Annotated in this window: 23 protein-coding genes; 5 read left to right on the top strand and 18 right to left on the bottom strand. The window is 38.5% G+C overall.

What is annotated here, in order from left to right:
• Positions 1-19: 19 nt before the first annotated feature.
• Positions 20-2,428, top strand: a complete 2,409-nt coding sequence (locus tag JM83_RS09035) for a hypothetical protein (RefSeq protein ID WP_144961404.1) — start codon at positions 20-22, stop codon at positions 2,426-2,428.
• Here the strand turns inward: JM83_RS09035 and lipB are convergent.
• Together lipB and JM83_RS09025 are read right to left on the bottom strand one after the other, a co-directional pair.
• Complete coding sequence (gene lipB / locus JM83_RS09030; RefSeq protein WP_144961403.1) at positions 2,425-3,132, bottom strand: lipoyl(octanoyl) transferase LipB; 708 nt, start codon at positions 3,130-3,132, stop codon at positions 2,425-2,427. The two genes, JM83_RS09035 and lipB, sit on opposite strands and share 4 nt — an antisense overlap.
• The gene (locus JM83_RS09025; protein ID WP_121343894.1) at positions 3,132-3,287 is read right to left on the bottom strand and encodes a YqaE/Pmp3 family membrane protein; all 156 of its coding nucleotides are present in this window, start codon (positions 3,285-3,287) and stop codon (positions 3,132-3,134) included. The genes lipB and JM83_RS09025 overlap by 1 nt, the downstream gene beginning before the upstream one ends.
• Before the next feature lie 167 nt (positions 3,288-3,454).
• Here JM83_RS09025 and lysS point away from each other — a divergent pair, with 167 nt between their 5' ends.
• Positions 3,455-5,158 carry a lysine--tRNA ligase gene (gene lysS, locus JM83_RS09020; protein WP_144961401.1) on the top strand — a complete coding sequence of 568 codons (1,704 nt, stop codon included), beginning with the start codon at positions 3,455-3,457 and terminating at the stop codon, positions 5,156-5,158.
• A gap of 348 nt (positions 5,159-5,506) precedes the next feature.
• On the opposite strand, the gene JM83_RS09015 is transcribed toward lysS, so the two are convergent.
• A complete protein-coding gene (locus JM83_RS09015) occupies positions 5,507-5,719 on the bottom strand; it encodes a DUF2267 domain-containing protein (RefSeq protein ID WP_144961399.1) in 213 nt (70 codons plus the stop codon).
• 395 nt (positions 5,720-6,114) lie between these two features.
• Between JM83_RS09015 and JM83_RS09010 the strand changes: the two genes are divergently transcribed.
• Positions 6,115-8,616, top strand: a complete 2,502-nt coding sequence (locus JM83_RS09010) for a zinc-dependent metalloprotease (protein ID WP_144961396.1) — start codon at positions 6,115-6,117, stop codon at positions 8,614-8,616.
• A gap of 139 nt (positions 8,617-8,755) precedes the next feature.
• Positions 8,756-9,592: a hypothetical protein gene (locus JM83_RS09005; protein WP_144961394.1), complete on the top strand. Its 837-nt coding sequence runs from the start codon at positions 8,756-8,758 to the stop codon at positions 9,590-9,592.
• Between the two features lie 190 nt (positions 9,593-9,782).
• Here JM83_RS09005 and JM83_RS09000 read toward each other — a convergent pair whose 3' ends face one another.
• From JM83_RS09000 to JM83_RS08955, 10 genes are all read right to left on the bottom strand, one after another.
• Entirely contained in the window at positions 9,783-12,500 is a 2,718-nt protein-coding gene (locus tag JM83_RS09000; RefSeq protein ID WP_144961392.1) for a heavy metal translocating P-type ATPase, read from the bottom strand.
• 66 nt (positions 12,501-12,566) lie between these two features.
• Entirely contained in the window at positions 12,567-12,893 is a 327-nt protein-coding gene (locus tag JM83_RS08995) for a four-helix bundle copper-binding protein (RefSeq protein ID WP_144961390.1), read from the bottom strand.
• A gap of 180 nt (positions 12,894-13,073) precedes the next feature.
• Positions 13,074-14,072 carry an ion channel gene (locus tag JM83_RS08990; protein ID WP_144961388.1) on the bottom strand — a complete coding sequence of 333 codons (999 nt, stop codon included), beginning with the start codon at positions 14,070-14,072 and terminating at the stop codon, positions 13,074-13,076.
• A 216-nt stretch (positions 14,073-14,288) separates the two neighbouring features.
• Entirely contained in the window at positions 14,289-14,510 is a 222-nt protein-coding gene (locus JM83_RS08985; RefSeq protein ID WP_144961386.1) for a heavy-metal-associated domain-containing protein, read from the bottom strand.
• A gap of 66 nt (positions 14,511-14,576) precedes the next feature.
• Complete coding sequence (locus JM83_RS08980) at positions 14,577-14,903, bottom strand: four-helix bundle copper-binding protein (protein ID WP_144961384.1); 327 nt, start codon at positions 14,901-14,903, stop codon at positions 14,577-14,579.
• Positions 14,904-15,024: 121 nt separating this feature from the next.
• Positions 15,025-16,035 carry an SDR family oxidoreductase gene (locus JM83_RS08975; RefSeq protein ID WP_144961382.1) on the bottom strand — a complete coding sequence of 337 codons (1,011 nt, stop codon included), beginning with the start codon at positions 16,033-16,035 and terminating at the stop codon, positions 15,025-15,027.
• A 22-nt stretch (positions 16,036-16,057) separates the two neighbouring features.
• Positions 16,058-16,669, bottom strand: a complete 612-nt coding sequence (locus tag JM83_RS08970; RefSeq protein WP_144961380.1) for a hypothetical protein — start codon at positions 16,667-16,669, stop codon at positions 16,058-16,060.
• A gap of 49 nt (positions 16,670-16,718) precedes the next feature.
• Positions 16,719-17,990: an amylo-alpha-1,6-glucosidase gene (locus tag JM83_RS08965; protein WP_144961378.1), complete on the bottom strand. Its 1,272-nt coding sequence runs from the start codon at positions 17,988-17,990 to the stop codon at positions 16,719-16,721.
• Between the two features lie 52 nt (positions 17,991-18,042).
• Entirely contained in the window at positions 18,043-19,611 is a 1,569-nt protein-coding gene (locus JM83_RS08960) for a vitamin K epoxide reductase family protein (RefSeq protein WP_144961376.1), read from the bottom strand.
• 202 nt (positions 19,612-19,813) lie between these two features.
• A complete protein-coding gene (locus tag JM83_RS08955) occupies positions 19,814-20,626 on the bottom strand; it encodes a potassium channel family protein (RefSeq protein WP_144961374.1) in 813 nt (270 codons plus the stop codon).
• A 108-nt stretch (positions 20,627-20,734) separates the two neighbouring features.
• On the opposite strand from JM83_RS08955, the gene JM83_RS08950 reads away from it, so the two are divergent.
• Positions 20,735-22,129, top strand: coding sequence for an IS4 family transposase (locus JM83_RS08950; protein ID WP_144959452.1), 1,395 nt, complete (start codon positions 20,735-20,737; stop codon positions 22,127-22,129).
• A 192-nt stretch (positions 22,130-22,321) separates the two neighbouring features.
• Here JM83_RS08950 and JM83_RS08940 read toward each other — a convergent pair whose 3' ends face one another.
• From JM83_RS08940 to JM83_RS08920, 5 genes are all read right to left on the bottom strand, one after another.
• Positions 22,322-22,861, bottom strand: a complete 540-nt coding sequence (locus JM83_RS08940; RefSeq protein ID WP_261376411.1) for a helix-turn-helix domain-containing protein — start codon at positions 22,859-22,861, stop codon at positions 22,322-22,324.
• Between the two features lie 130 nt (positions 22,862-22,991).
• Positions 22,992-23,576: a DUF3347 domain-containing protein gene (locus JM83_RS08935; RefSeq protein WP_144961370.1), complete on the bottom strand. Its 585-nt coding sequence runs from the start codon at positions 23,574-23,576 to the stop codon at positions 22,992-22,994.
• Positions 23,560-24,294 carry a PepSY domain-containing protein gene (locus JM83_RS08930; RefSeq protein WP_144961368.1) on the bottom strand — a complete coding sequence of 245 codons (735 nt, stop codon included), beginning with the start codon at positions 24,292-24,294 and terminating at the stop codon, positions 23,560-23,562. The genes JM83_RS08935 and JM83_RS08930 overlap by 17 nt, the downstream gene beginning before the upstream one ends.
• A gap of 9 nt (positions 24,295-24,303) precedes the next feature.
• A complete protein-coding gene (locus JM83_RS08925) occupies positions 24,304-24,867 on the bottom strand; it encodes a nuclear transport factor 2 family protein (protein ID WP_261376410.1) in 564 nt (187 codons plus the stop codon).
• A gap of 32 nt (positions 24,868-24,899) precedes the next feature.
• Complete coding sequence (locus tag JM83_RS08920; RefSeq protein ID WP_144961366.1) at positions 24,900-25,541, bottom strand: DUF2231 domain-containing protein; 642 nt, start codon at positions 25,539-25,541, stop codon at positions 24,900-24,902.
• Positions 25,542-25,713: the final 172 nt, after the last annotated feature.

The following is a 25,713-nucleotide window of genomic DNA, read 5'->3' as shown; positions in this document are numbered from 1 at the left end:
TTGTGAAAATTGATTTTGTATGATTAGACATATACTGGCACTTTTACCGGTCTTCACCTTGTTTTCATGTGATACATCCAAAAACGAAACTAGCAACTTGTACGATCTTGTTCCTGAAAAAAGCTCATATATTATTGATTCTGAAAATATCTCCAGCTTTTTAAATGAAATAGACAGAAATACCGTTTTAAATAATTCGGATATTTTTAAAAATTTCGATTTACAGGGAGTTAAGGAGTCCACTTCACTTTTCACCCCTACCAATTCCCTATTGTATTTTATCAAAAAAGACAGTTTATACTACAATTATGTTTATTTAAGCAAAGCTAAAAATGATAGTTTAATAAATAGTTCTTCTGCTGATTTCTCTGTTGAAACAATTACAGCCAAAGACTTCAGCTACAAAAAAACAGTTATTGGAAAGTCTACCTTTTACAGCACTAAAAGCAACGAAGTTTTAATTGCCAGCAACTCTTTGAAACTCCTCGAAGAAACAGCAAATAGGGAGCAGTCAGAAATAAATAAATCAGAAAACTTTAAAAAAGCGATTGCTGCCCGATCTATCGGAAAATCTTCACTTTTCATCCATCATAAAGCTTCTAATCATTTGATTGCAGATTGGAGCGTTGTAGACTTAGAGATTAACAACCATACATTTAGCTTTAATGGCATCGCTATCACAAAAAACCAGTCAAATCAATTATTGGGTATTTTTCAAGGTGTCCGGCATCAAAAGAATGAACTAGCTAAAATAACCCCGACTTCGGCTAACGGATTTTACTCTTTTACTTATAATGATTTCAGCACACTTTCAAAAAATTTACAGGATTACAGAAGCGATAGCTCAAAAGTGGTCAAAAACACAATTTTAAGCTATACAAAAGAAGCGGGTGTTATTTTAATGGGAGATGCGACTGCAATTGCCCTTACACTTGTTGACCCTAAATTGGCGATGGATGACTTCCCGGTAAAAGATGAACTAAAAACAGAATTTCGTGGCATACCCATCTACTCCACTTCAGAAATCGATTATGTAAGATCTTTTAAACCCTTGATCACGGCAGGTTCTCCCAAGTATTATATGCTTTTAGAAGATTTCCTTGTTTATTCTGAAAAACAAGAAACCCTAAAGCGTATTATCAGTAGTTTTCAAAATAACCTAACCCTAGACAAAAATGCCACTTTTGAAAAAATTCAGGAAAACCTGGCTGAGGCTTCCTCTTTACTAATAGTTACAAGACCTCAACTTTCCAAAGCGCAAATAGAAAAGTCCTTATTACTTAACAAAATTAGTCCATTTGGCAAACTTGGCAAGAATTATACCCTTGCTGCCACCCAATTTGTGAGCAACGATGGTTTTGCACATATTCACGGCATTGTCTTGGACGATAGTGATATTAAATCTGAAGACAATAAGGAATTAATAACAACTACCCTTCCTATCAAGGTTTCTGGGAAAACTTTTATTCTCAAAAACCACCATACAAAAGAGTTGGAAATAGCTGTTCAAGATGAAGGCAATGTGCTTTCGCTTCTAGATTTAGATGGCAAAGTCCTTTGGAAGAAGAAACTTCCAACCAAGATAATAGGCAAGATCACTCAAGTGGATCTATTCAAAAATGGAAATCTTCAACTGGCATTCACAACTTTAAACAAATTCCATGTTTTGGATAGAAATGGGAAAGAGGTGAAACCGTTCCCATTGGGATTTAAGGATCAAATCACTCAGCCAGTAGCTATTTTTGATTACGACAACAACAGGAATTTCCGCTTTGTGATCGTCCAAAAAAATGAGGTTTTAATGTACGATTTCAAAGGAAAAGCTGTAAAAGGATTCGATTTCAATAAAGCTTCTTCAGAAATCCTTACATCCCCAAAACACATTCGGATTAAAAACAAAGACTATATCGTATTTCCTGAGAGGAGTGGAAAACTCAACATTTTGAGCAGACAAGGAAAGGAAAGAATCCCGGTGAAGGAGAAGTTTCAATTTTCAGAAAATGACTGGTATGAAAACAAGAATGAGTTTGTCTCGGTTTCTGAAGATGAAAAATTGATCAGGGTCCATCAAAATGGAAAAATAAGCGCTAAACAATATACTACTGATGGAAACCTGCAAATTGCCGCTAATGAAAACACTTTGGTGTTGCTTTCAGAAAACATTTTAACGATAAACAGCAAAGAAATCCCACTGGATTTTGGGCTGTATTCAAGTCCTAAAATATTTAGTGTTTCAGGGAAAAACCACATCTCCCTTGCAGATACTCAAGCCAACAAAGTGTACCTCTTTAACGAAAAAGGGGAACTGGCTCCCAATTTTCCAGTCTATGGAAATTCATTGATTGGTATCACAAATTCTAAAACAAGAAGTAAATCCTTTATGCTTGTATTAGGGGAGAGCAATGAAATTATTAGTTACGAGTTTTAATTTTTAGAAGTTAGTTCTGCTTCAAAAATAGCAGAAAAATGCTTCAAAAGTTTTTGCTCCACTTCTGCTATACTTACTTCACGTATACCTAATTCCACATTAAGGGAAGTCACTGCTTTTCCTCTAATTCCGCAGGGAATAATATGATCGAAATACCCCAGATCTGCATTTACATTCAATGCAAAACCATGCATGGTCACCCAACGACTGGCGCGAACCCCCATCGCACATATCTTTCTGGCAAATGGTGTCCCAACATCCAACCACACTCCTGTTTCACCCGGGCTTCTATCTGGTTTTAATCCGTACTCCTTTAAAGTTAATATGATCACTTCCTCTAAAAACCTAAGGTATTTATGGATATCGGTAAAGAAATTATCGAGATCTAGAATAGGGTAGCCCACCAGTTGTCCCGGGCCATGATAAGTGATGTCCCCTCCTCTATTTATTTTATAATATTTTGCATTCTTTTCTGCGAGTTGGGCTTCAGAAAGTAAAAGGTTCTCTAAATCCCCACTTTTCCCCAATGTATATACATGAGGATGCTCAACAACAAGCAAATAATTGGGTGTCTCTAGATCAAGGGATTCCCGCCTATTCCTGATTTTTAGATCTACAATAGATTTGAACAATTGCTCCTGATATTCCCAAGTTTCTTTATAATCTTTTAAACCAAGATCCTGAACTTCAATTGCTTTGTTCATTATTTCCTGTTGTTTAGGATAATTAGGGCTGCAATCACTCCGGGGATCCAACCCAGCAAAGTAAGAATCAGCACAATTAATATTGAACCGCAACCTTTGTCGTATACTGCCAATGGTGGAAATAATACCGATAAAATAACCCTCCAAACACTCATTAATTCTACTTTTATTTCTTAAAGCCACAAAGATACCAATTAATATTTGCTGAAAAACCCCACAATTCAATCTTTCTAAATCCTGTTAAATTGAAATTGACTAGTTAAGTGAATGTAGTTATATTTGCAACTTCTTATCCCTGAAGATAAGACACAAATTAAACAACATGCAGCTATCTGAACAAGAAATTGTAAGAAGGGAAAAATTAGCTTCCCTTAGAAAATTAGGCATCAATCCTTATCCGGCAGATTTATTCCCGGTGGACCATACAACTGCCAAGATCAAATCCAAGTTTGAAGAAGGCAAGAAGGTAGTAGTTGCGGGAAGACTTATGTCTAGAAGAATTCAAGGAAAAGCATCTTTCGCAGAGATTCAGGATTCAGCTGGAAAGATCCAAGTATATTTCAATAGGGACGAAATTTGCCCAGGTGAAGATAAAAGCAAATACAACGACGTTTATAAAAAATTACTGGATATAGGTGATTTTATAGGGATCCATGGAGAGCTTTTCACTACACAAGTAGGGGAAAAAACCATCATGGTAAAGGAATTCTCTCTCCTTAGTAAGGCATTGCGCCCACTCCCACTTCCTAAAACAGATAAAGAAGGTCATATTTTTGATCAGTTTAACGATCCAGAACAACGTTATAGACAGCGTTATGCAGATCTTGTGGTGAACCCCAAAGTGAAAGAGGTTTTTGTGAAGAGAACCAAACTTTTTAATGCCATGCGTACTTTCTTTAATGATGCAGGTTATTTTGAAGTAGAAACCCCAATCCTACAGCCAATTCCGGGAGGAGCTGCAGCAAGGCCTTTTATGACGCACCACAATGCATTGGATATGCCCCTTTATATGAGAATTGCGAACGAATTATATCTTAAAAGACTGATCGTTGGTGGATTTGATGGAGTGTATGAGTTTTCCAAAAACTTCAGAAATGAAGGAATGGACAGAACACATAATCCAGAGTTTACGGCCATGGAGATCTATGTGGCATACAAAGATTATAATTGGATGATGGAATTCACTGAAAATTTGTTGGAACATTGTGCGATGGAAGTGAATGGAACTACCGATGCCACCTTTGGTAAGCACTCGGTAAGCTTTAAAACTCCCTATAAAAGGGTTACCATGACCGATGCTATTAAGGATTTTACTGGATTCGATATCACAGGGAAGTCTGAAAAAGAACTTTTCGAAGCTGCCAGGGGAATGGGTGTGGACGTAGATGAAACCATGGGAAAAGGGAAACTTATCGATGAGATCTTTGGTGAAAAATGTGAAGGCCAGTTTATTCAACCGACTTTTATCACAGATTACCCAAAGGAAATGAGTCCGCTTTGCAAGGAACATAGGGATAATCCAGAATTAACCGAACGTTTTGAATTGATGGTCTGCGGAAAAGAGATTGCAAATGCGTATTCAGAGTTAAACGATCCTATCGAGCAACGCGCCAGGTTCGAAGAGCAATTAAAACTTTCTGAAAAAGGGGATGATGAAGCGATGTTTATAGACAATGACTTTTTGAGAGCCTTGGAATATGGAATGCCGCCAACTTCTGGATTGGGAATTGGAATGGATAGGTTAATTATGTACCTCACCAACAACCAATCTATACAGGAAGTGCTTTTCTTTCCTCAAATGAAACCAGAAAAGAAAGCTGCAGTTCCAAAACCCGAAGATTTCCTTAAAATTGGAGTGCCCCAGGAGTGGGTGGATGTTGTGATGCATGAATTTTTAAGTGTTGCCAAGCTCAAAGAAAACAAGGCAACACAGGTGCATCAAAAATTGAATGGCTTAAGAAAAAAGAATAAATTACCTGTTGCTGCGCTTCAATTGGAAGAAGTAGAAAAGTGGTTCAATCAATAAGTCTTTTTATTTATTTGAGTTAAATAGGATCCTGAAACGATCCATGTCCTTCGGGACATGATGAGGATGCAAAATTACCGTCATGCTGAACTCGTTTCAGCATCCCAAAACGGATATATCTATAAGTTTTTAAGGTTTCTTCGGAAATAAATAAAAAATTTCTGGAAACCGAGTAACCCCGAGGCAAGCCCCATCTGAAAGGCGCGGGCGGGCGTAGGGGTATTTTGCCAGGTTCATTTTAGCCGAAAGGGCTAAAAACCGTTCCGAAAGCTTGGGATTATATTTTACCTCACCAGAGGTGAACTGGAAAGGAGGCAGGGCCATCGGGGAATTTTTAGATTAAAATACTTATTTCTTACCAAACATTCCACCAAGTTTTCCTGCGACATCGCCAAAGCCTTCGCCGGCACCGCCTTCATCTTTTAAATATGCATCAACCTGACCAGCCATGCCTGCGGGCATTTTATCTTTTAAAAAGTTTGCTACAGTAATGACTGCGGTCTGTGCTTGCGATTCTGAAATCCCCGTTTTTTCTACTACTAAGCTTACAATTTTATCCATAATTTTAAAGATTTTATTAATTCAACTTAAAAATAAGGCTTAACTGTCTAAAACCATAAAATTTTATTATAACTTAACATTTTATATGAATTTTATGCTGATCTATTTAAACACCTAAAAATAGATTTTGTCTCCCTGAGAGGAGTCGAAGGGTTAAACAAAGACGTCTCGACTGCGCTGGACGTGACCTTTTTAGTTCAATTACGCCTTTTAGGCATATTAGCGGATATACAAATAAATTTTAAGAAGATATTTTTACTCTTCTCCATCACATTAAACCTTTTCAAACAATTTAAGTCTAAAGGCTACCAAGAGGCAGTCTTTTTTCGTTTTATATTTCGGCGAATGGATACTGCTTCTTATATTCAAACAATTATTCAACAAAAACATTTTTCATGACCAAACAGTTATCCCACAAGCTATTATTAATAGCCTTGTCCCTCTCTGTTTCCGGATGTGCCGTTTTTCAACCTAAAGAAAAAAAGGCTTCCGAACAAACAGCAGCAAAATCGGAATCCAAAGACAAAGACGGAATTAAACCTTACGATAAGGTAATTACCAAAGATGCCAAATCTGACAAAGGATTATTTACAGTCCATAAAGTGGACGAAGCTTATTTCTATGAAATTCCCGACAGTCTATTAAACCGTGAAATGCTCACGGTAACAAGAATTGCAAAAACCGCCAACGGAATTGGGTTTGGTGGTGGAAAACAAGATACCCAAGTTCACAAATGGGAACGAAAGAACAATCAGATCCTTTTAAGAGTAGTTTCCCATGAGGTTTTTGCTGCAGATTCACTTCCTGTTCATGAAGCCGTGGCGAATTCCAACTTTGAGCCCATTCTTCAATCTTTCGCCATTAAGGCATTTAATAAAGATTCTTTGAGCAGAAATTATGTGATAGATGTAACAGACCTTTATACCAAAGATGTGATGGCGTTGGGACTACCAGATAGGGATAGAAAAGAATACAAGGTTTCCAGGTTGGACGATGCAAGATCTTACATAGATACCATTAAGAGTTTTCCTGAAAATATTGAGGTGCGACACGTAAAAACATATAATGCGGCGAACCCACCTTCTAATGAAAGTACCGGATCTATTTCCTTGGAATTCAGCAATTCCATGATCTTGCTTCCCAAAGAACCTATGAAGCGTCGCTATTTCGACCAAAGGGTTGGGTGGTTTGCAAGAGGTCAGGTAGATTATGGTTTGGATGTTCAAAAAAGTAAAACCATCAAATATCTGGATAGATGGAGACTGGAAGTAAAAGATGAGGATCTTGAAAAATTCAGGAAGGGCGAACTCGTAGAGCCTAAAAAACAAATTGTTTATTATATAGATAGGGCAACCCCAAAGCAATGGGTGCCCTATATTAAAGAAGGAATCGAAGATTGGCAAGTGGCTTTTGAAGCTGCGGGTTTCAAAAATGCCATTATAGCCAAGGATGCTCCTACAAAAGAAGAAGACCCAGATTGGAGTCCGGAGGATGCACGTTATTCTGTAGTTAGATATCTCGCTTCCCCAATTCCCAATGCGAATGGACCTCATGTGAGCGACCCAAGATCTGGAGAGATCTTGGAATCTGATATTAACTGGTACCATAATGTAATGACCTTACTTAGAAACTGGTTCTTTGTGCAAACCGCTGCCATAAATGAAGATGCGCGTGGGGTACAGTTCAAGGATGAAGTAATGGGAAGATTAATTCGTTTCGTTTCTTCACACGAAGTTGGCCATACTTTGGGGTTACCACATAACATGGGAAGCAGTGTAGCTTATCCTGTAGAAAAACTGAGAGATCCAGAATTCACTAAAAAATATGGGACAGCTCCTTCCATTATGGATTATGCACGTTTCAATTATGTGGCGCAACCAGGGGATGGAGATGTTGCGCTAATGCCGGAAATTGGCACTTACGATAAATATGCAATTGCATGGGGCTATAAGCCTATCCTAGATAAATCTGCTACTGAAGAAAAGCAAACATTGGATTCCTGGATCTTAAAGCATCAAGATGATCCTATGTATCGCTTCGGAAGTCAACAAAGCGGAGTAATAGATCCTAGTTCCCAAACCGAAGATCTTGGAGATGATGCCATTCTTGCCAGCCAGTACGGAATTGCAAATCTTAAGCGTATCGTACCAAATCTTATAGAATGGACCGCAGAAGATGGAAAAGACTATGAAGATCTTGATGATCTTTATGGACAGGTCCTTAGCCAGTACAATAGATATATGGGGCATGTAACTGCCAATATTGGTGGGGTGTATCAATATTATAAAACCTACGACCAAGAAGGGCCGGTTTATACCCATGTTGCTGCCGATCGTCAAAAGGAAGCTATGAGTTTTCTTCAAAAAGAATTGTTCACCACTCCAGAATGGTTGATAGACCAGAACATCTTCAATAAAATTGAGTTTGATGGTAATTTAGAACGTGTGAGAAGCTTCCAAGAAAGAAGTATGAACAATCTTCTCGACTTTGGACGAATGGCCAGGTTAATGGAGAATTCAGAAATAAATGGAAGTGAAGCATACTCTCTTTTAAATATGATGACCGACCTAAGGACAGGAGTTTGGAGTGAACTGAATAGAGGTCGGTCTATAGATCTTTACAGGAGAAACCTTCAAAGGGCTTATTTAGAACGTATGGAATACCTAATGACAGAGAAACAAAGTGAAATTCCTGCACGCTTTAGAAGTTGGGTAAAACGAAGCACCATAGATGTTGCCAACAGTGATATTAGGCCTATTGTAAGAGGGGAATTAGTGACACTTCAAGGTAATATTAGAAACGCAATGAATAGGTCCAATGATAAACTTACCAGATATCATTTGCAAGATGCGTTAAAAAGGATCGATCTTATTTTAAATCCTATTGCAAAAAGTTAGTTGCTTTAAAATTTTAAGAATTAAAACGATCATTGTTAAAGTGATCGTTTTTTATGTTAAAAATGATCTACAAAAACACTAGTTTGCTTATTTTTAAATACTTAATAAATTACTTAAGCACTAAACAAAAATTAATATTATGAAAAAAATAAGTCTATTGTTATTGATGGCTATGTTCTCCTTTGCAACTTATGCACAAGTAGAAAAAGAACATATGGATAAAGATCATATGGAGCAGAAAGAAATGAAGCAAGTGAAAATGATGTCCCATGAGGAAGATGCCAGTATGTATTCTGATAAGATGGCAACAAAATTGAGCCTAAATGCCGAACAAAAAGAAGATCTTAGAAAAGCCCAGCAAAAGAGATGGGAAAGCATGAATGAAATGAAAGCCAAACATAAAGATGAAATGGCGAAAATTCAAGATGATTTCAAGGAAGATTTAAGAGATATCCTGGATGATAGCCAATATACAAAATGGGAGGCTATGCATAATGCAGAAATGAAAATGCATGAAGGAGATAAAATGGCTCCCAAGATCCACAAAGAAATGAAGCAAGTGAAAATGATGTCCCATGAGGAAGATGCCAGTATGTATTCTGATAAGATGGCAACAAAATTGAGCCTAAATGCCGAACAAAAAGAAGATCTTAGAAAAGCCCAGCAAAAGAGATGGGAAAGCATGAAAGACATGAAAGCCGAGTACAAAGAAGAAATGGCAAGTGAAGATGCTGAAGACATGTCCAAAGAAAGAGCTGAAATGCACGAGCAAATGATGAAAATTCAAGATGATTTCAAAGAAGATGTAAGAGAAATTCTTGATGATAATCAGTACACCAAATGGGAAACCATGCATAATGAAGAAATGAAAATGAAAATGAACGGCGAAAAGGGAAAAATGAAAAATAAGGGGATGAAGATGAAAAATGAAAAAATGAAAGATGTGGATTATGATGATGACAATCCTAAGTTATAATCTCCTCCTATTTTCATGTAAATAAAAAAACCGGCAAAAAGCCGGTTTTTTTATTTATTTCAACATTGATTTTAAACCGTTTCAATATTATAAGGTCTAACAATTGTAATATATAGCCCTACCTATATAGTTTATTAATAGCCTAAAAGCCATATCATATTTTTGATATGGCTTTTTTAGTATAAGAAATCTAATTAATTTTTGCAGTCCTTAATCTCAGCGCATTCGCAATTACGGAAACCGAACTAAAGCTCATTGCCAATGCCGCGATCATTGGGGATAGCAACAATCCGAAAAAAGGAAAAAGAACTCCTGCTGCAAGGGGGACGCCCAAAGTGTTATATATTAAAGCAAAGAACAAATTCTGTTTAATATTTCGCATTACTTTTTCACTAAGTCGCTTGGCTTTTACCACCCCTTGAAGGTCTCCTTTCACCAACGTGATTTTTGCGCTCTCAATGGCAACATCTGTCCCGGTACCCATCGCAATCCCTACATTCGATTGTGCCAATGCAGGCGCATCGTTAATACCATCTCCTGCCATGGCAACTAACTTTCCTTCAGATTGGAGACGTTTTACTTCATTTAACTTGTCTTCAGGTAACATTCCTGCTTTAAAACCAGATAAATGAAGTTGATCTGCGACGGCTTTGGCGGTTTTTTCATTATCCCCCGTGAGCATCAGCACCTCGATCCCGTCATCCATTAATTCCTGAATTGCCTTGGCACTTGTTTTCTTAATAGGATCTGTAATAGTGATATATCCAATAATGGTATTATCTATAGAAACATAGGAAACCGTTTTGCCCTGCTCTTGCTCTTTATCAACTTGACTTTTGAATTCCGAAGTAATATCGGCTCTGGAATCTTTCATCAATTTATCATTTCCAATCGCTACCTTTTTCCCATCAATTTCTCCAGTAACCCCTTTTCCCGTAACCGAATTGAAATTAGATGCTTCCTTTAAAGTCACGTTTTTCTCTTTTGCGTACTTCACAGTAGCTTCTGCCAGTGGATGTTCGCTCATGGAATTAACAGAGCTTATGTATTGCAGTGCTTGCTCTTCGGAATATATAGAGGTCAATGCCACTACTTTTTCCACAGAGGGTTTTCCTTCTGTAATCGTTCCGGTTTTATCAATTATAAGCACATCTACCTTATCCATTTGCTCTAGCGCCTCGGCATTTTTAATAAGTACTCCATTTTGGGCACCTTTTCCAACCCCTACCATAACCGACATTGGGGTAGCGAGTCCTAAAGCACAAGGGCACGCAATTATCAATACTGCAATTGCATTTATCATTGCATAGGCGTAAGCAGGCTCAGGTCCATAGATTGCCCAAACTACAAATGTTATTATGGAAATAAACACTACAATAGGCACAAAATATCCAGAAATTGTATCTGCTAATTTTTGAATAGGAGCTTGGGACCTGCTGGCATCATTTACCATTTTTATGATCTGGGCCAATAAGGTCTCATTTCCCACTTTTTCGGCTTTCATGGTAAAACTCTGGTTCCCATTGATAGTACCAGAACTCACCTTGTCCCCTTCGGCTTTATCTACTGGAATAGGCTCTCCAGTAATCATGGATTCATCCAGACTACTTTGGCCTTTTTCTATGATTCCGTCCACGGGTATTTTATCCCCTGGTTTCACCCTAAGCAAGTCCCCTACCACAATTTTATCGGTAGGAATTTCCTCTTCCACCCCATCAACAATCCGGTAGGCCTTGTTTGGGGCCAGTTTTAGTAGTTCTTTAATGGCGCTATTTGTCCTGCTGTGTGCTCTGGCTTCCAATAACTGACCTAAAAGCACCAATGTTAGGATTACAGTTGCTGCTTCAAAATATACATGCACGGTTCCCATTTCAGTTTTAAACTGATCTGGAAATAGATCTGGCAGCAACAACCCAACTACGCTAAAAACCCAGGCCACACCCGCACCAATCCCAATCAATGTAAACATATTGAGGTTCCATGTTACTATAGATCTATAGGCGCGTTCAAAAAACATCCAAGTCGCATAAAAAACCACTGGAATGGAAAGTCCCAGTTGGATCCAGTTCCATACCTGCATGTCCAACCAATCATAAAGTGGGTTTCCAGGGATCATCTCAGACATTGCGATCAGAAATATTGGAAGTGTAAAGATTACCGCGATCTTAAATTTTTTCACCAGTCTTAAATAGGACTTCTTTTCTGCTGAAACATCGGCCTCCATGGGCACCAGGTCCATCCCACAAATTGGGCAATCCCCTGGTTCGTCCCTAATAATTTCCGGATGCATCGGGCAGGTATATTGGGTTGCAGTTGCTTTCAAACTCATTTCTTCCACAAGGTCCATCCCACACACAGGGCAATCACCAGGCTGGTTATAGGTTTTATCTCCCTCGCAATGCATTGGGCAATAAAAAGTTCCCGTTCCATTTTCTATGGCTTTTGAAGGTTCATTTTCCCCTGCTTTTGGGGCTTTCCCCTGAGGATAAATTTTATAGGTTTCCCCTTCTTTTTTTAATGCCTCCTGAAATTTTTTGATGTTAACATGAGGCTCCATTTCTATAACAGCTTCCTTTTTTTCAAGATCTACCGTGGCTTTAGAGACCCCCTCTACATCATTTAGAACCTTTTCCACATGAGACCTACACCCATTGCAAGTCATTCCCGTAACATCATAAATATTAGTGAGGGTTTTTCCCTGCTCATGGATCTCATAATTTCCCCCATCCTCTTTTAAAGCCTTTTGAAATTGGCTCAATTTAATATGGGATTCCATTTCAATTTCGGCTTCGGCTTTTTCCAGATCCACTTGGGCATTAGAAACACCATCCACCTCCTTTAAAGTGTTTTCAACATGGGTGCTACAGCCATTGCAGGTCATTCCGGATATTGTATAGGTATGTTTCATTTCTTTTGAATTCGAAAAAACCCAGACGAATCCAGGTTTTAATTTAATTAAACTATTAGATTTTAATTATGCTGCAGGAGCATAAGACTCACATGCTTTTTCACATTCGCGACATGCTTTTGCACAATCCTTACAATGTTGGCTATCATGTTTTTCGCATTCCTCTGCACATGCCCTGCAAACTTTTTTACAATAATCCACAAGACCCTGAACATCTTTATAACTTGTCGCCAAGATCTGGTTTAAGGCTGCACAAGCTTCAGCACAAACGCGGTCTATCCTAATGCAATCTACCATCATTTTTATATCATCTTCATCTAGGCAGGCGTCTGCACAATAATTACAATGGTTAATACAGTTACCTAATGCTTGGATCAATTTTTCATTTCTCATAATTTTTGGTTTTAATGATTTATATACTCAAACTTACAGAAATGATATATTAAAGGCTTTTAAAATTATTGCAAGGTTTTATGAATAAATGGGGTTTTAAGGGTATTACGTTAAATAAAACAGTAATAGCGTTAATTGTTCAATTATCTATAAAATCAACTACCTCATAAACCTTTAAAATCACATAAACACATCTTCCCATTTCCAACCATCTTTTTCAACTAAAGTTAAAAATACCTTGCGATTATGCTGGACATCTTTTGAAAAATCTATTGTTCCAATATTAGGTTTAAGCATTCCTTTTTCTTCCAATTTTGATATTCCAGGAGAATTTGGAGCCTCCGGTTTTACCTCAATATTAGAAACCTCTTTTATTACTTTAATATAATTGTTCAAAGCAGTTCTTATAGAGGATAATATTTGCCCTGAAATAGTGTATTCCGGTTTTAAAGTGTTTTCTAGAATATACACCGCTTCGTTTAGACGGGCGATCTGCAATATAATGGCGTGCTCCTTATTGCTATTATGAAAAAAATGAATTACCGGATACGCTCTATGGTTTTGGTTATGCTCCAACAATGCATCAGAAAAATTCAATAGCTGCAATTTAAAAAATTCATAATCTTTTCCATTCCAAGCATTTAGAACAATAGCTTCTGGACTATTTCCCAAACTACTAAGGTTTATTCCTAATTTTCTTTGTTTTATTACCCCTGATAAAACTGGAATAAAATAGGTAACCGACATGGTAAGTAGGATGAGCCCTGTGAATGAATACACATCTGTAACTATTCGCCATAAATCGTTGGATGCCATAAAATCCCCTACTCCCAGTGTGGAAATCACGAAACCTGCATAATATAGTTTTTCTAATGCCGATGCCGGGATTTTAGAAGAATTTACCAAAGAGTCCACATCTGATTGCAATAAAAGAAAAAAGCTAAGTACTAATAAGCACACCCAAATTAAAACTATCAAAATCAAAAGAAAAAAACCGGCTTGTGCCAAAAATTTAGAGTTGCCATTTTTTCCTGAAATCTTTAGCAATAGGCTCCAAAAACCATGGGAAAATTTACTTGTTAGCCAACCGCCCCCTTGCATGGAAAGCGTGGTTTTAAGAATGTCCGCTACAATTACCAAATAAAGTAATGCACCCAAAATAACTAAAAGATATTCCATTTTGTATGTTTATTTAATAAATAATATTGCAGAAGTATTTAACTTTACTGTTGCTAAATATGTTTGCCAAATGTTGAAAGGTTCATTAAAAGATCAAATATCTTGGTAGTTTTCTTAGAAATCACCTAGTTTCCTTATTCTTGATTAATTTCAGTATCTAAGACAAGAAACCTAAATAATTTCTGGTATTGTCATAAATATAAGTTTTATCTTAGATCAAGGCTCCACTTGTTCATGGATTCCATAATTTCCCCCATCTTCTTTTAAGGCTTTTTGAAATTCGCTCAACTTAATATGGGATTCCATTTCTATTTCTGCTTCGGCCTTTTCTAGGCTCACTTTTGCATTGGCAACATTCTCCATTTTATTTAAGGTGTTTTCTACATGGGTTCTACAGCCATTGCAGGTCATTCCGGATATTGTATAGATATGTTTCATTTATTTTGAATTCAAAAAAACCCAGACGAATACAGGTTTTAATTTAATTAAACTATTAGATTTTAACTATGCTGCACGAGCAAAAGACTCACATGCCTTTTCACATTCACGACATGCTCTTGCACAATCCTTACAATGTTGGCTATCATGTTTTTCGCATTCCTCTGCACATGCCCTGCAAACTTTTTTACAATAATCCACAAGACCCTGCACATCTTTATAACTGGTTGCCAAGATCTGGTTTAAAGCTGCACAAGCTTCAGCACAAACGCGGTCTATCCTAATGCAATCTACCATCATTTCTACATTATCTTCATCTAGGCAAGCGTCTGCACAATAATTACAATGGTTAATACAGTTACCTAATGCCTGGATCAATTTTTCATTTCTCATACTATAATAATTTTATTGGTTTCTGTAAAAATAGGAAGAGTATGCAAAAAAGGAATTTGAAATTATGGTTAAAGGTTTCAGGTTTAATGGCAAAAAGATGATCCCGTACAGGGCTTCATGATTAAATAATAAGTAATATAATCAGCAAAACAACTACCACCAATAAAACCCAGCTTAGCATGGGCTTATTTTTGCTCAACCATAATTCCCAACTGGAAGATTTTGCCATATGGGTAAAACTGCCATGGACCCCATGATCGCCTGGAATAGGTTCCCACAAGTTATGCTGCCTGCCTGGATCTTCAGGTTCATTGGTTTGCTGCCCTTCTATCGCAGTATTGGCCAGGACACGGTCTGCATACCAGGGGGCGATTTTATTCCCTACTATGGCCTTAACCGTAGACCAGCCAACCATGATTTCCCGCCTGTCATGTTCTGCCGCATACAGTATAGCATCAGCAGCAACTTCCGGCTGGTAGATCGTTCCCATAGGTTTTGGTTTTTTGGGCAGGCGGCTTTTTACAAAGCCAAACTGAGTAGTGTTCAGTGCAGGTAATTGTACTATGGAAACTTTAACCTTACTTTTATCATGGATCAGTTCCGTGCGTAATGAATCAAAAAAACCCTCTATGGCATGTTTGGCCCCGCAATATGCCGATTGAAGCGGGATCCCCCTGTACGCCAGTGCCGAGCCCACAAACACAATAGCGCCCCGGTCCCTGGGCAGCATCCTTTTAAGTGCCGAAAGGGTGCCGTTTACCTGGCCAAGATAGGTAACGTCGGTCACCCGTTTATATTCCTCGGCTTTCATTTTTTTTATAGGGCTAAAAACGCTGTTCATGGCATTGTTTACCCAAACGTCTATAGGCCCCAATTGGCCTTCAATATACGTGGCGGCTGCTTCTACCGCACCGGCATCGGCCACATCTACCAGTTGATAAACAGCTTCACGCCCCAGTTCTTGAACTTCTTTTGTGGCCGCTTCCAATCCGTCTTTGCCCCGGGCAAGCAGGCCAACATTATAGCCCTTTTTTGCGAAAGCCCTTGTCGCGGCACGCCCTACCCCGGCAGAAGCCCCGGTTATCACTACTACTCTACGGCGTGTGGTTTCAGGTTTTTTCGATTGGTCCATTAGTTTATTTTTTATAGGTTGCTTAATTAATTTCAATTTTATGGCATAAATAATCGGTAAGCTTATTCCATTGGAATTTCTGAAATCCGGCCCATCCTCCTTCCGCGATAAGCGAGTTGATCAATTTTCTTTTGCCCGCTTTTTTACCTTGATTATTAATACCTTCATTCCTCCCAATTTCATAGGCCTTTATCAATTTTCCTTTTCGTTCTATTCTAAAAGTGCTGGTAGCTTCATCAATAAAAAAATGTTCGATTTTTTTATTGCCTTTTTTACGCTTTTGTGGATTTACACTAGGACTAACGGTAAACTCGGAAAAGTTTTGCCCTTCTTTTATATGGGTTACCACCACCCAATTTTGCAGAATGTTGCCCGGCAGGTCGATCCTTATAAAATCTTTTAACTGCACCTTATCGTGTTCTTTTTTGTTTCCTGTTGGATCGTATAAAGCGAATTCTGAAGATAAACTGGAAATTTTAGACCATAATTCTACTTTAAATAATTTCTCCTGTGCCCTTTTAAATTCTTTTATGGCCACTTCCCTCGTTTTAAAGCTATTTTCACTGGTATAGGTTTTATTCTTGATTGTTTTGCCACCCGTAAACTTTCTTTTTATCCATTTTATGACATTCATTTAAATATTATTTAAGTTCCTGTATTTCCATATTTTGTTTAGTTATCAGTTATTTATCTTCTTCTTTGCCCAACATATCTAACAAAAGCCCCGCCCAGGTAAAATCTTTAGCCCCGTAACCTTCCCCGGTAAACGGATTATAATATTCCCTAAAACCGCTTTTTTCAATAAGGCCCTCTATACACCTGGCCAATTGGCTTGCTTCTCTCCGGTAGTTGTTATCTATAAAAAAATTATATAAAAACCAATTATTGACAATCCAGGTAGGCCCCCGCCATATATAGATAGATTCTGTAGGATTAAAAGCGGGCTCATTTTTTGCAACCGATGGGATAGGGTACGGGGTTTGAAATTCCTCACCTTTAAAAAGATGTATCTCCATCACCTTTTCAACTATATTTTGCGGCACCCCATCCAGACCGAGGGGATAAAATATGGTAGGGGTAATAACTTTTAATTGTTTATTGTCTTTTCCGTAGCAATCGTAAAAAGCGGCATCTTCTTCGTTGTACATTAACTTTAAAATACTTTCCTCCACTTTTTGGGCCAGGGTATTGAATCCTTTTGCTCCGGGATCCCCAAGCATTTTACACAGTCGGGACATTGATCTTAAATTTTGGGCGTATATACTGTTAAAACCTACATCTTTTACCTGAAAATAATTTTGCTTGCGGATCTTTTTCAGGTTATAATTATTCAAAAAATTTCGAACATCCACCCATATCACTTTCCAGAACAGTTTTTTGTTGGCCTTTCCATCATTAAATTTTAAAACTTCATCGTAGGAGGGTTTCCAATCCATCCCCGACTCAAAGGGTGAAATAATACTTAACAAGTTATCCCCATCAAAATCCCTGTTATCGGCCAGCCACTGGTAATATTTTTTTACGCAGGGCAATATTTCCCTTAGAAAATGGATATCCGCGGATACTTGTATAAGGCGCTCGATGGCCATAGCCACCAGTGGAGGCTGGATCAAAGCGCTCATATGGCTTTTATACAGGTTTTTATAAGTGGGCAGGGACTGAAAAAAATCTGGCCACCTGCCGGGCTTTAACCTGTTCCAATATATCATATGCCCAACAAAGCCATCTTCCCTTTGTAGGGCAAAAAGGCTTCTAATATGGCTTTTTGCCATTTCATTCTCTTCCAGGGCGCAAAAAATAAATACATGAAAACAAGTATCCCAAAAAAACTGGTAGGGGTACGTGCCCGGCGATGGCTTGGTAAAATGAAAGGCGGGTTTGGTTTTACCACCGCCTGTTTCCATATTTTCGATTAAAAGTTCCTTAATCTTTTCAAATAATTCCTTTTTAACCATTTAATCTCTTTAAAATTGTGCCGTTGATTGTCCAAAACCCAAAGCTTTTATATTATTTTACATATTTGCCCCATAACCCATACTGTTGGTATATGGCCCCTTTTGGGAATGACAATCCCACCACAGCAAGACCGGTAAGAGTGCTGCTTATAGTGAGCGCTAAATTTCCATCCTTGATAAACCAGGGCAGCATGGCGATTGCCAAGCCTATTAAAATATTAAGGTAGCGGCCAATTCTAAGCGGTTCTGCCATTACTACTACCGCGATCACCACTACCAATGCCCCGCCCAGGTGGTTTAAATCTGCTGCAGAGGCTTTAATGCCCACCCCAAATACGGCTGGGGAGAACATGAGCCATATGCCCAGAACAGTCACAAGTGCCAAATTCCAGGGGAAACCCATCCCCCAAACAGAGGCTTTGAACACCTTGCCCGGGTGTTGGGGCAGTTCCAATAATTCAGGGGAACGTTCGTCATTTTTGTTGGTAATTGGATCACCACCTTTCCAGAAGACTTTCCATAATGAATCACCCTTTTGTTTTCTTTGCACCATATGTTGCCCCATTGCAATTACTTCATCTACCTGTAACGGGATCATAGGGAGCATCACAATCGCAGTAAATAGGCAAAGTGCACACCAGGCCCCCACTGTTAAAGGTTGTGAAATGACCAAAAATATGCTTACAAAACCCAAGGGTATTACCAGTATCCCAAAAAAAGTGACCATCCAGGGCATGGTACGCCACCTGGATGTGCCCCCCATCCAGCCCATCAAAAATTCCAGTGTATAGGCAAAAGTTCCCAGGGCCGCATCAGAAATGGGAAGTGAATGCGACATTTTTGAATTGAGGACATTTAAGGTGCCATCCCCGAAGAAAGGGTCCCATGCATAGCCCACATATCCCATTTGAAAAGCACCAAGGTAGCGAGAAGCTATCCAACCTATAAAAGCTAAGGCTATCATGATCCCTCTTTGCGGCCAACTGGATGGGTTATAGGACCAACCCGGCGGGACATCCCCGCCCATTTTCATATAATTGATCATATTTGGCATTCCCGGAATAAGGATGGTCAATGCAATGATCAATGCCCCCACAATGGTCGAGTTATAATAGCCAACAGCATTTGGAGACCAGAAAATCAAGGGTGCCATACTTATCCATATCCCGATAAAACAACAAATCCATATGCTTACAGGCCTATTGGGGGTAAGGGACCGCCATCCTAAGATAATAAGCAGCAACCCGCTTAGTATATCACTCCATTTCATATAATTTATACGCTCGCTTAAGCTTAGCCACAACTCCCTGCCCCCACTGGGTTCTACTGTTCCCACATTATAGCTAAAAGTAAATGGGGAAGACACCATCCAAACGCCCAGTAAAATAATCGCCCAGTATACCCATAAGGTTTGTTCATGGTGCATATGTAGCATTTTCATCCTATCCATGCCCATTTCTTCTTTCCCTTTTTTCTCCTTTTTATCCTGATCGCTTTGATTCCCAGAAGTTTTTTTCGTTTCCATTTCCGCCATCGGCCTTGCAACGCCGCGGCTCCCCATTCCCCCATGTTGCATATGTTCATTTTGTTTATTCTTTTTTCCCTCGTTATTTTCCCCCATTGCTGAAAATTTTAAATTTATTTATTTCTTCAATTTATATTTCCGCAAGCTGAATACCGCATTTAACCTGAGGAATTTAAGCCTAATAAAATTTTGGTCCCACAGAATTTTCCTAAAAATAAAGATTGGAATTGAAAAAGCTTATTAAGATTATGGTAAAAATTAAATTTTTTAAGGAATAAATATAAAAAACGAATATTTTTTATGTGTGAATGTCTTCCCATTCCCAGCCATCCTGTTTTACCAGGCTTAAAAAAACCCGTCGTTTGTATTGAAAAGCATCTTCAATAGTAAAATGGTCAGTAGGCGGTTGCTCCATGCTTATATTATGGCTTACTAAATAATTGAATTCAGGCCATTCAGGCGCTTTATTTTCAATACTCATATTGCCCACCTCAGTTATCACTTCAATATAATTTTGAAAGGCGACTTCTAATGGGTATAGATCATAATGCGATGGTTGTAAATCTTTTCTAACCACATTTTTAAAAAGGTACAATGTTTCAAACAACCTTGCCATTTGCAAAATGATCGTATTGTTCTTTTTACAATTATGAAAATAGTGGATAACCGGATATGCCCTGTGATTTTGGGAATGTTTGATAAGGGAACCGGCAATATCCTGGACTTCATCCAATATTCGGCTAAAATCTTGGCCGTTCCAGCTTTTCATGATAATATCCTGCGGGCTGGTACCCAGCATTTTCAATCTCAATCCTAATTTTCTTTGTTCAATCACCGCGGTTAAAACAGGTATAAAATACGTCACGGACATTGTTAACAATATTAGCCCTGTAAAAGCATACATATCGGTAACCATTCTCCAGATGTTCCTAGAGGGAATATAATCCCCCATTCCTAAAGTAGAAATTATAAACCCGGCATAATAAATTTTCTCCCAGGCCGTGGCCGCCATTTTTGTACTGCTGTTAATTATTGAATCAACATCTGAAAAAAGCAACAGGGAAAAGCTGGCCCATAAAAGAAATACCCAAATTAGGACAATTAAGACCATAAGTATATAGCCCGCATGGCCCAGAATTTTTGACTTCCCGTTTTTACCCTATCGTGTGGACACAATTATTTAATATTTTAAGGGATTAGCATTAATTTTACTCAAAAAATGAGAAGGGGGTTCACAGGCTTAGGGGATAAACGGTTGGTTTATCGGGGCAACAAGATTTTATCGGACCTGTTCAGCAAGAGCGTCCATTCGATCCGTCAGCTCAGCAGGAACGAATCAGACGCAAAGGCCGTTTACCGTTTTTTGCAGAACGATAGGGTCAGTGAAGGAGATATAGTAGAGAACTTGGTACATAATTGCCAGATGGCTTGTGCGGGCAAATTTGTTGTCTGTATCCAAGATACCACGGAGGTCAACCTAAGCAGCCATGGTAATAGGATCAATAAAGATGGCTTTGTGGGCACGACCAATGCGAAGAATTCCCAGGGACTGGGGTTCTTCATCCACCCAAGTTTGGTCTTGGATGCCGTGAGCGGCACCCCCTACGGCTATTCTGATATAAAGATCTGGAACAGGCCCTTGGAGTTCGCATCAAAGCATGAAAGACAGTACGGCAAGCTGCCCATAGAAGAAAAAGAGTCCTATAAGTGGATAGAAGTTTCCAAAAACACACAGGCCTCGCTAAGGGGCGTGGTAGCGGGAATGGTGATCGTACAAGATAGGGAAGGCGATATCTACGAACAGTTTGCAACCATACCAGATGCACAAACAGATCTATTGATAAGGGCCCGTACGGATAGGACCTTGGCGGATGGGTCAAAATTGTTTAGCTGCCTGGCGGACCAACCCTATCAAGGATCCTATGAGGTACAGGTGGATGCCTGTGCAAAGACCAGAAGAAAAAAAAGGATTGCAAAAATTGAAATCAGATATAAAGAGGTGGAACTTAAAAGGACCAGGGCGGCAAGCAAAGCAGTGGCACCCAGCATAAAACTATACCTGGTAGAGGCCAAAGAGGCGAACCGTACCGGGCCGGACAGGGTGTGCTGGAGGTTGTTGACAAGCCTGCCCATAGAGACTCTGGAAATGGCAGAAATGTGCGTGGAATGGTATAAGTGGAGGTGGACCATAGAAGAGGTGTTCAAGATATTAAAAAAAGAGGGCTACAATATCGAGGCGTCAGAGCTGGAGTATGGGTCATCGGTAAGAAAACTGAGCTTGTTGATAATGGAGGTCATCATCAAACTGTTCTTGATGCGGCTGGCGTATGCGGTACCAGAAGGAGAGATGAGCGCCGATAGCTGTTTCACGGAAGAAGAACAAACGTTTTTAGAGCACCAGATAATAAGACTGGAAGGTAGGACAGAGAAACAAAAAAACCCGTATAAGGAAAAAGGGCTAAAGAGATATGTTTGGGCGATAGCAAGACTTGGCGGATGGAAAGGCTATGAAAGCAAAAGGCATCCGGGCATAACGACCCTATGGATAGGATTGAAATATTTTAAGGCTGCCATGGAAGGGTGGACCATTCATAAAGATGTGTCCACACGATAGGTTTTTACCGGAAACCTTTAGAAGAAAAACCCAGAAAAGATGCGAAAAAGGACTGGTGAGCCAGCCGCCCCCCTGCATCGATAACGTAGTTTGAACAATATCTATAACAACGCTTAAATAAAGCAATGCACCAACAATAAGTAATAGGTACTCCATTTTTTTTTTATGTTTATTTATAAATACCCATTGCAATTAGAATATATCTAAAAAACCCCTCTTGTTGGAGTTGTTTGCTTTATATTTGGAGGGAGTGACCCCCGTTATTTTTTTAAATTGAGTAGAAAGATAGGCAGCACTTCCAAAACCTAGATCGCTTGCAATCTCAGAGATACTTAGTTCATCATATTCCAATAATTCTTTAATGCGCTCTACTTTAAGTTCATTCTGGTATTTCTGAATGCTTTTGCCCTCGGTCTTAGAGAATATAGAACTCAAATGACTGTAATCAAAATTCAATTTTTCACTTAAGGTCACCGATAAATTCTGATTCCTTTCACGCTCTGCTTCAAAGATTTCTTGAAGAATGATCGCTTTTATTTGTTTAACGATGCGTTCATTTTTTTCTGAAATGATCTCAAAACCCACTTTTTCGAGTTCCTTCTGAAGCTGCTCTTTTTGATGGGGATCCATATAGCTTTGAAGTTCAATGGTTCCTAGAACAATAGCGTTAAATGCGATATTTTGACGTTGCAATATTTCACGTACCGCGAGAATGCACCGATCGCAAACCATATTTTTTATATGTACCACCTTATTTTCCAAATTATTAAAAAATATTTCAATAAACTCAAGCCTATCTCTACTCCCAAATTACATTTAAAATTAGGTGCAGGGATAAGTTTGAAATATTAATAATCGACCACTAATTAATCACTTCCTCTACCCTGCCGCATTTTAGCATTTTGTCACCAAAATATGGGTTTCTTATTTCCACAGAAGTAGCGTACCAATAATCTCCTTTTCCTTCAAATGCCATTGGGCAAAATTGCTTGTAGATCCCGCCTGAAGATATAGCTCCCTTTAAAACAGTTTCCATACCTTTTGTTACTTTAGAAAAAGCCTCTCTTTGCTTGTTGATATCTTTAGCTTCTGCCAACTGTTTGGTGGCACCCACCAAGGATTGCCCTGCTTTAGCCTCGGTTAAACTTTCCAATAACATACTGGCATGTTTTTGAGCTTCGGCATTATTTGAAGCAACCAGTGCTTGTTTTATTCCGATATAATGTTCGAAAATATCTTGGGTGCTGGTTTCCTTGAACTGTACATTTATAATTTCCTCCTGTTCAGATGCCTCTACGGTTCCTAAAGATCCTTCAGAATTCATTTCTTCATCCATGACAACGATTGTGGTTTCTTCTTTTTTATCCTTGTTATCTATACAAGAATAAAATCCAAAACCCGCTACCAATGCAGCAAGCATAAAATGATTTCTAAATTTTCTTCTCATTCTTTTTTTTCTTTTTCTTTTTATTGAAAACCTTTCTAATGGTTGGGGAAGAGGTATACCACAAGGTAAATCCGCTTAATACCGTTATGAGCCCCAGTAATGAAAACGCACGCAATATTAAGTTGTTAAAATCATCCCTACCTTCGTAATCCATCGTATGGGTCATCCACAGAAAATCGAACCATCTCCAATCCCTATGCCTAACGCTTCTAAAAGCGCCGTTATTAGAGGCAACGTAAGCACGAATATTCTCTGGAGAATCATAAGAAATCACATAAGCGGGCAAAGGGCTGCCCCTATACTCATGGTGATCCCCCACTTCTGTTATCCTTTCCACACTGCTCACCTTTAGGTCATCACGCATATTTTGCTTGGCAATGATTTTCGCTTCTTTCTGTGATATTTCAGAACGCTCTTCTCCTGTTTTGGCATTTACTAATTTGGAACCGTTTAACCAATAATGAGGAATTCCCGCGATATCCTTTAATTCTACCGAAGTGATGCCCGCTGCATTATAGACATCTGAAGGGCTTTTTAAATCCTGAAATTTTTCCAAGGTGACCGTTTCTCTGCGAAATTGATCCCCATGTATCTCATCTATATCTGTCCAACTAAAATATAGACCACTTATGGTCCACATTAAAAATTGAATTCCAATAAACAAACCTAAATATCTATGGGTTTTTCTAATTTTTAAAGCGGTTTGTCTTTTTACCATTCTACAGGGTTAATTAGGGTTGTAATCCCGAGAAGAAGAATGGGTTTTTAAAATTTTCCAAGACCCCTCTACTTTTTTAAGCACAGAAGTCGCCACTCCTTTTTTATTGATTACTTGTGCCTTTCTATTTTTCTCTTTATTGGGTTTTAGATCTAGGGTATAAATATACGTTTCTGTAGTAAAAGCATACGGGGGGTCTACTTGAACATCGATATTATAATCTGAAAAAACAAAACTATTAAAATGGCTAAGTTCTGGCCCTATGTGATGTTCATTATAATTTTTATATGTGCCTTCTGTTCCGCCAGATTCAAAAACCTGTGAATCTTCAGAAAATAGCTCCATCGTACCCTCAGTAGAAAGGTTTTGAAGGGCATCTTTGTACTTCTTCATATGCACTTCCACCTCATTCTTTTCCTCATTTAAATCTACTTCAACCACCTCTTTTTCTACTTGCATTGCTTCAGCATCAACCTCTTTGGTTTCTTCCTTACAACTATAAACCCCTAAAATCAAGGAAAGTGATAAGGGTAAGAACATGAATTGTTTAAAAATACGAGTTGTCGTCTTCATAATAATATTGGTTTTTGAGTTATTAACATTAATTAATGGGAATGAGCCCCGTCTTCTCCTAAATATTTCCCTTGTGGTCCCACATTTTGGATATGCACTAATTGAGACCCATAATGTCCTGCTTTGGACACTGAAAATACAGCAATTCCCATTACTACCAAAATTAAGATCTCAAATATTTTATTTTGTTTAATAACAAATAGGCTTAATGTTTTTAAAACTGCTGCTATCGCGCTTGTCCAAATGGTCCAGTTTGCAACAGTGTCGTGGTTATCCAAGATTTTTTGCGCAATATCGCTTAAGCCTTTTGTATCTGGATGTACAAAAGTACCCGCGACATAAGCTCCTATAAATCCAAAACCAATGCAAAATAAAACAACCCAATCTAAATTTCGCTTCCTTATAAATAGCTGAAACAATTGGAATACAGCAGCTAATAAAAGTAAGACAATTGGAAAATGGACTACTAAAGGATGTAAAGAAGGGAAATCACCGATAGCGACTTCTTCCCTATTTATTAAGTCTCCATCCATTTGAGATTCCTCTGGGGGGTCTTGAACTTCACTTAATTCAGTATGAGACATCTCGTTATCCCCATGTTCATGCCCATCTTGGGCATTTATGGGATTTACAAAACACAGGAACACCAATAATAAACCAATTTGTTTTAACATAATAAAAGTTATTAATTTAGGCTAAAGTTTAAACGAGCGCTGCTATAAACTCCTACCCAGTGGGGAGGGTTTGAAGGAGATGAGCGTATTAATTATTTAATCCCCCAAGGAAAGGGAACAAAAAATATCTTCTCACCAGCAGCGCTTGTCTTAACTAAAGCCTTATTTTATT

Source organism: Gillisia sp. Hel_I_86 (genome assembly GCF_007827275.1).
In the GTDB taxonomy this organism is placed as follows: Bacteria; Bacteroidota; Bacteroidia; order Flavobacteriales; family Flavobacteriaceae; genus Gillisia.
Note: the sequence above shows the minus strand (reverse complement) of the source record. Positions and strands in the feature narration are given on the sequence as shown.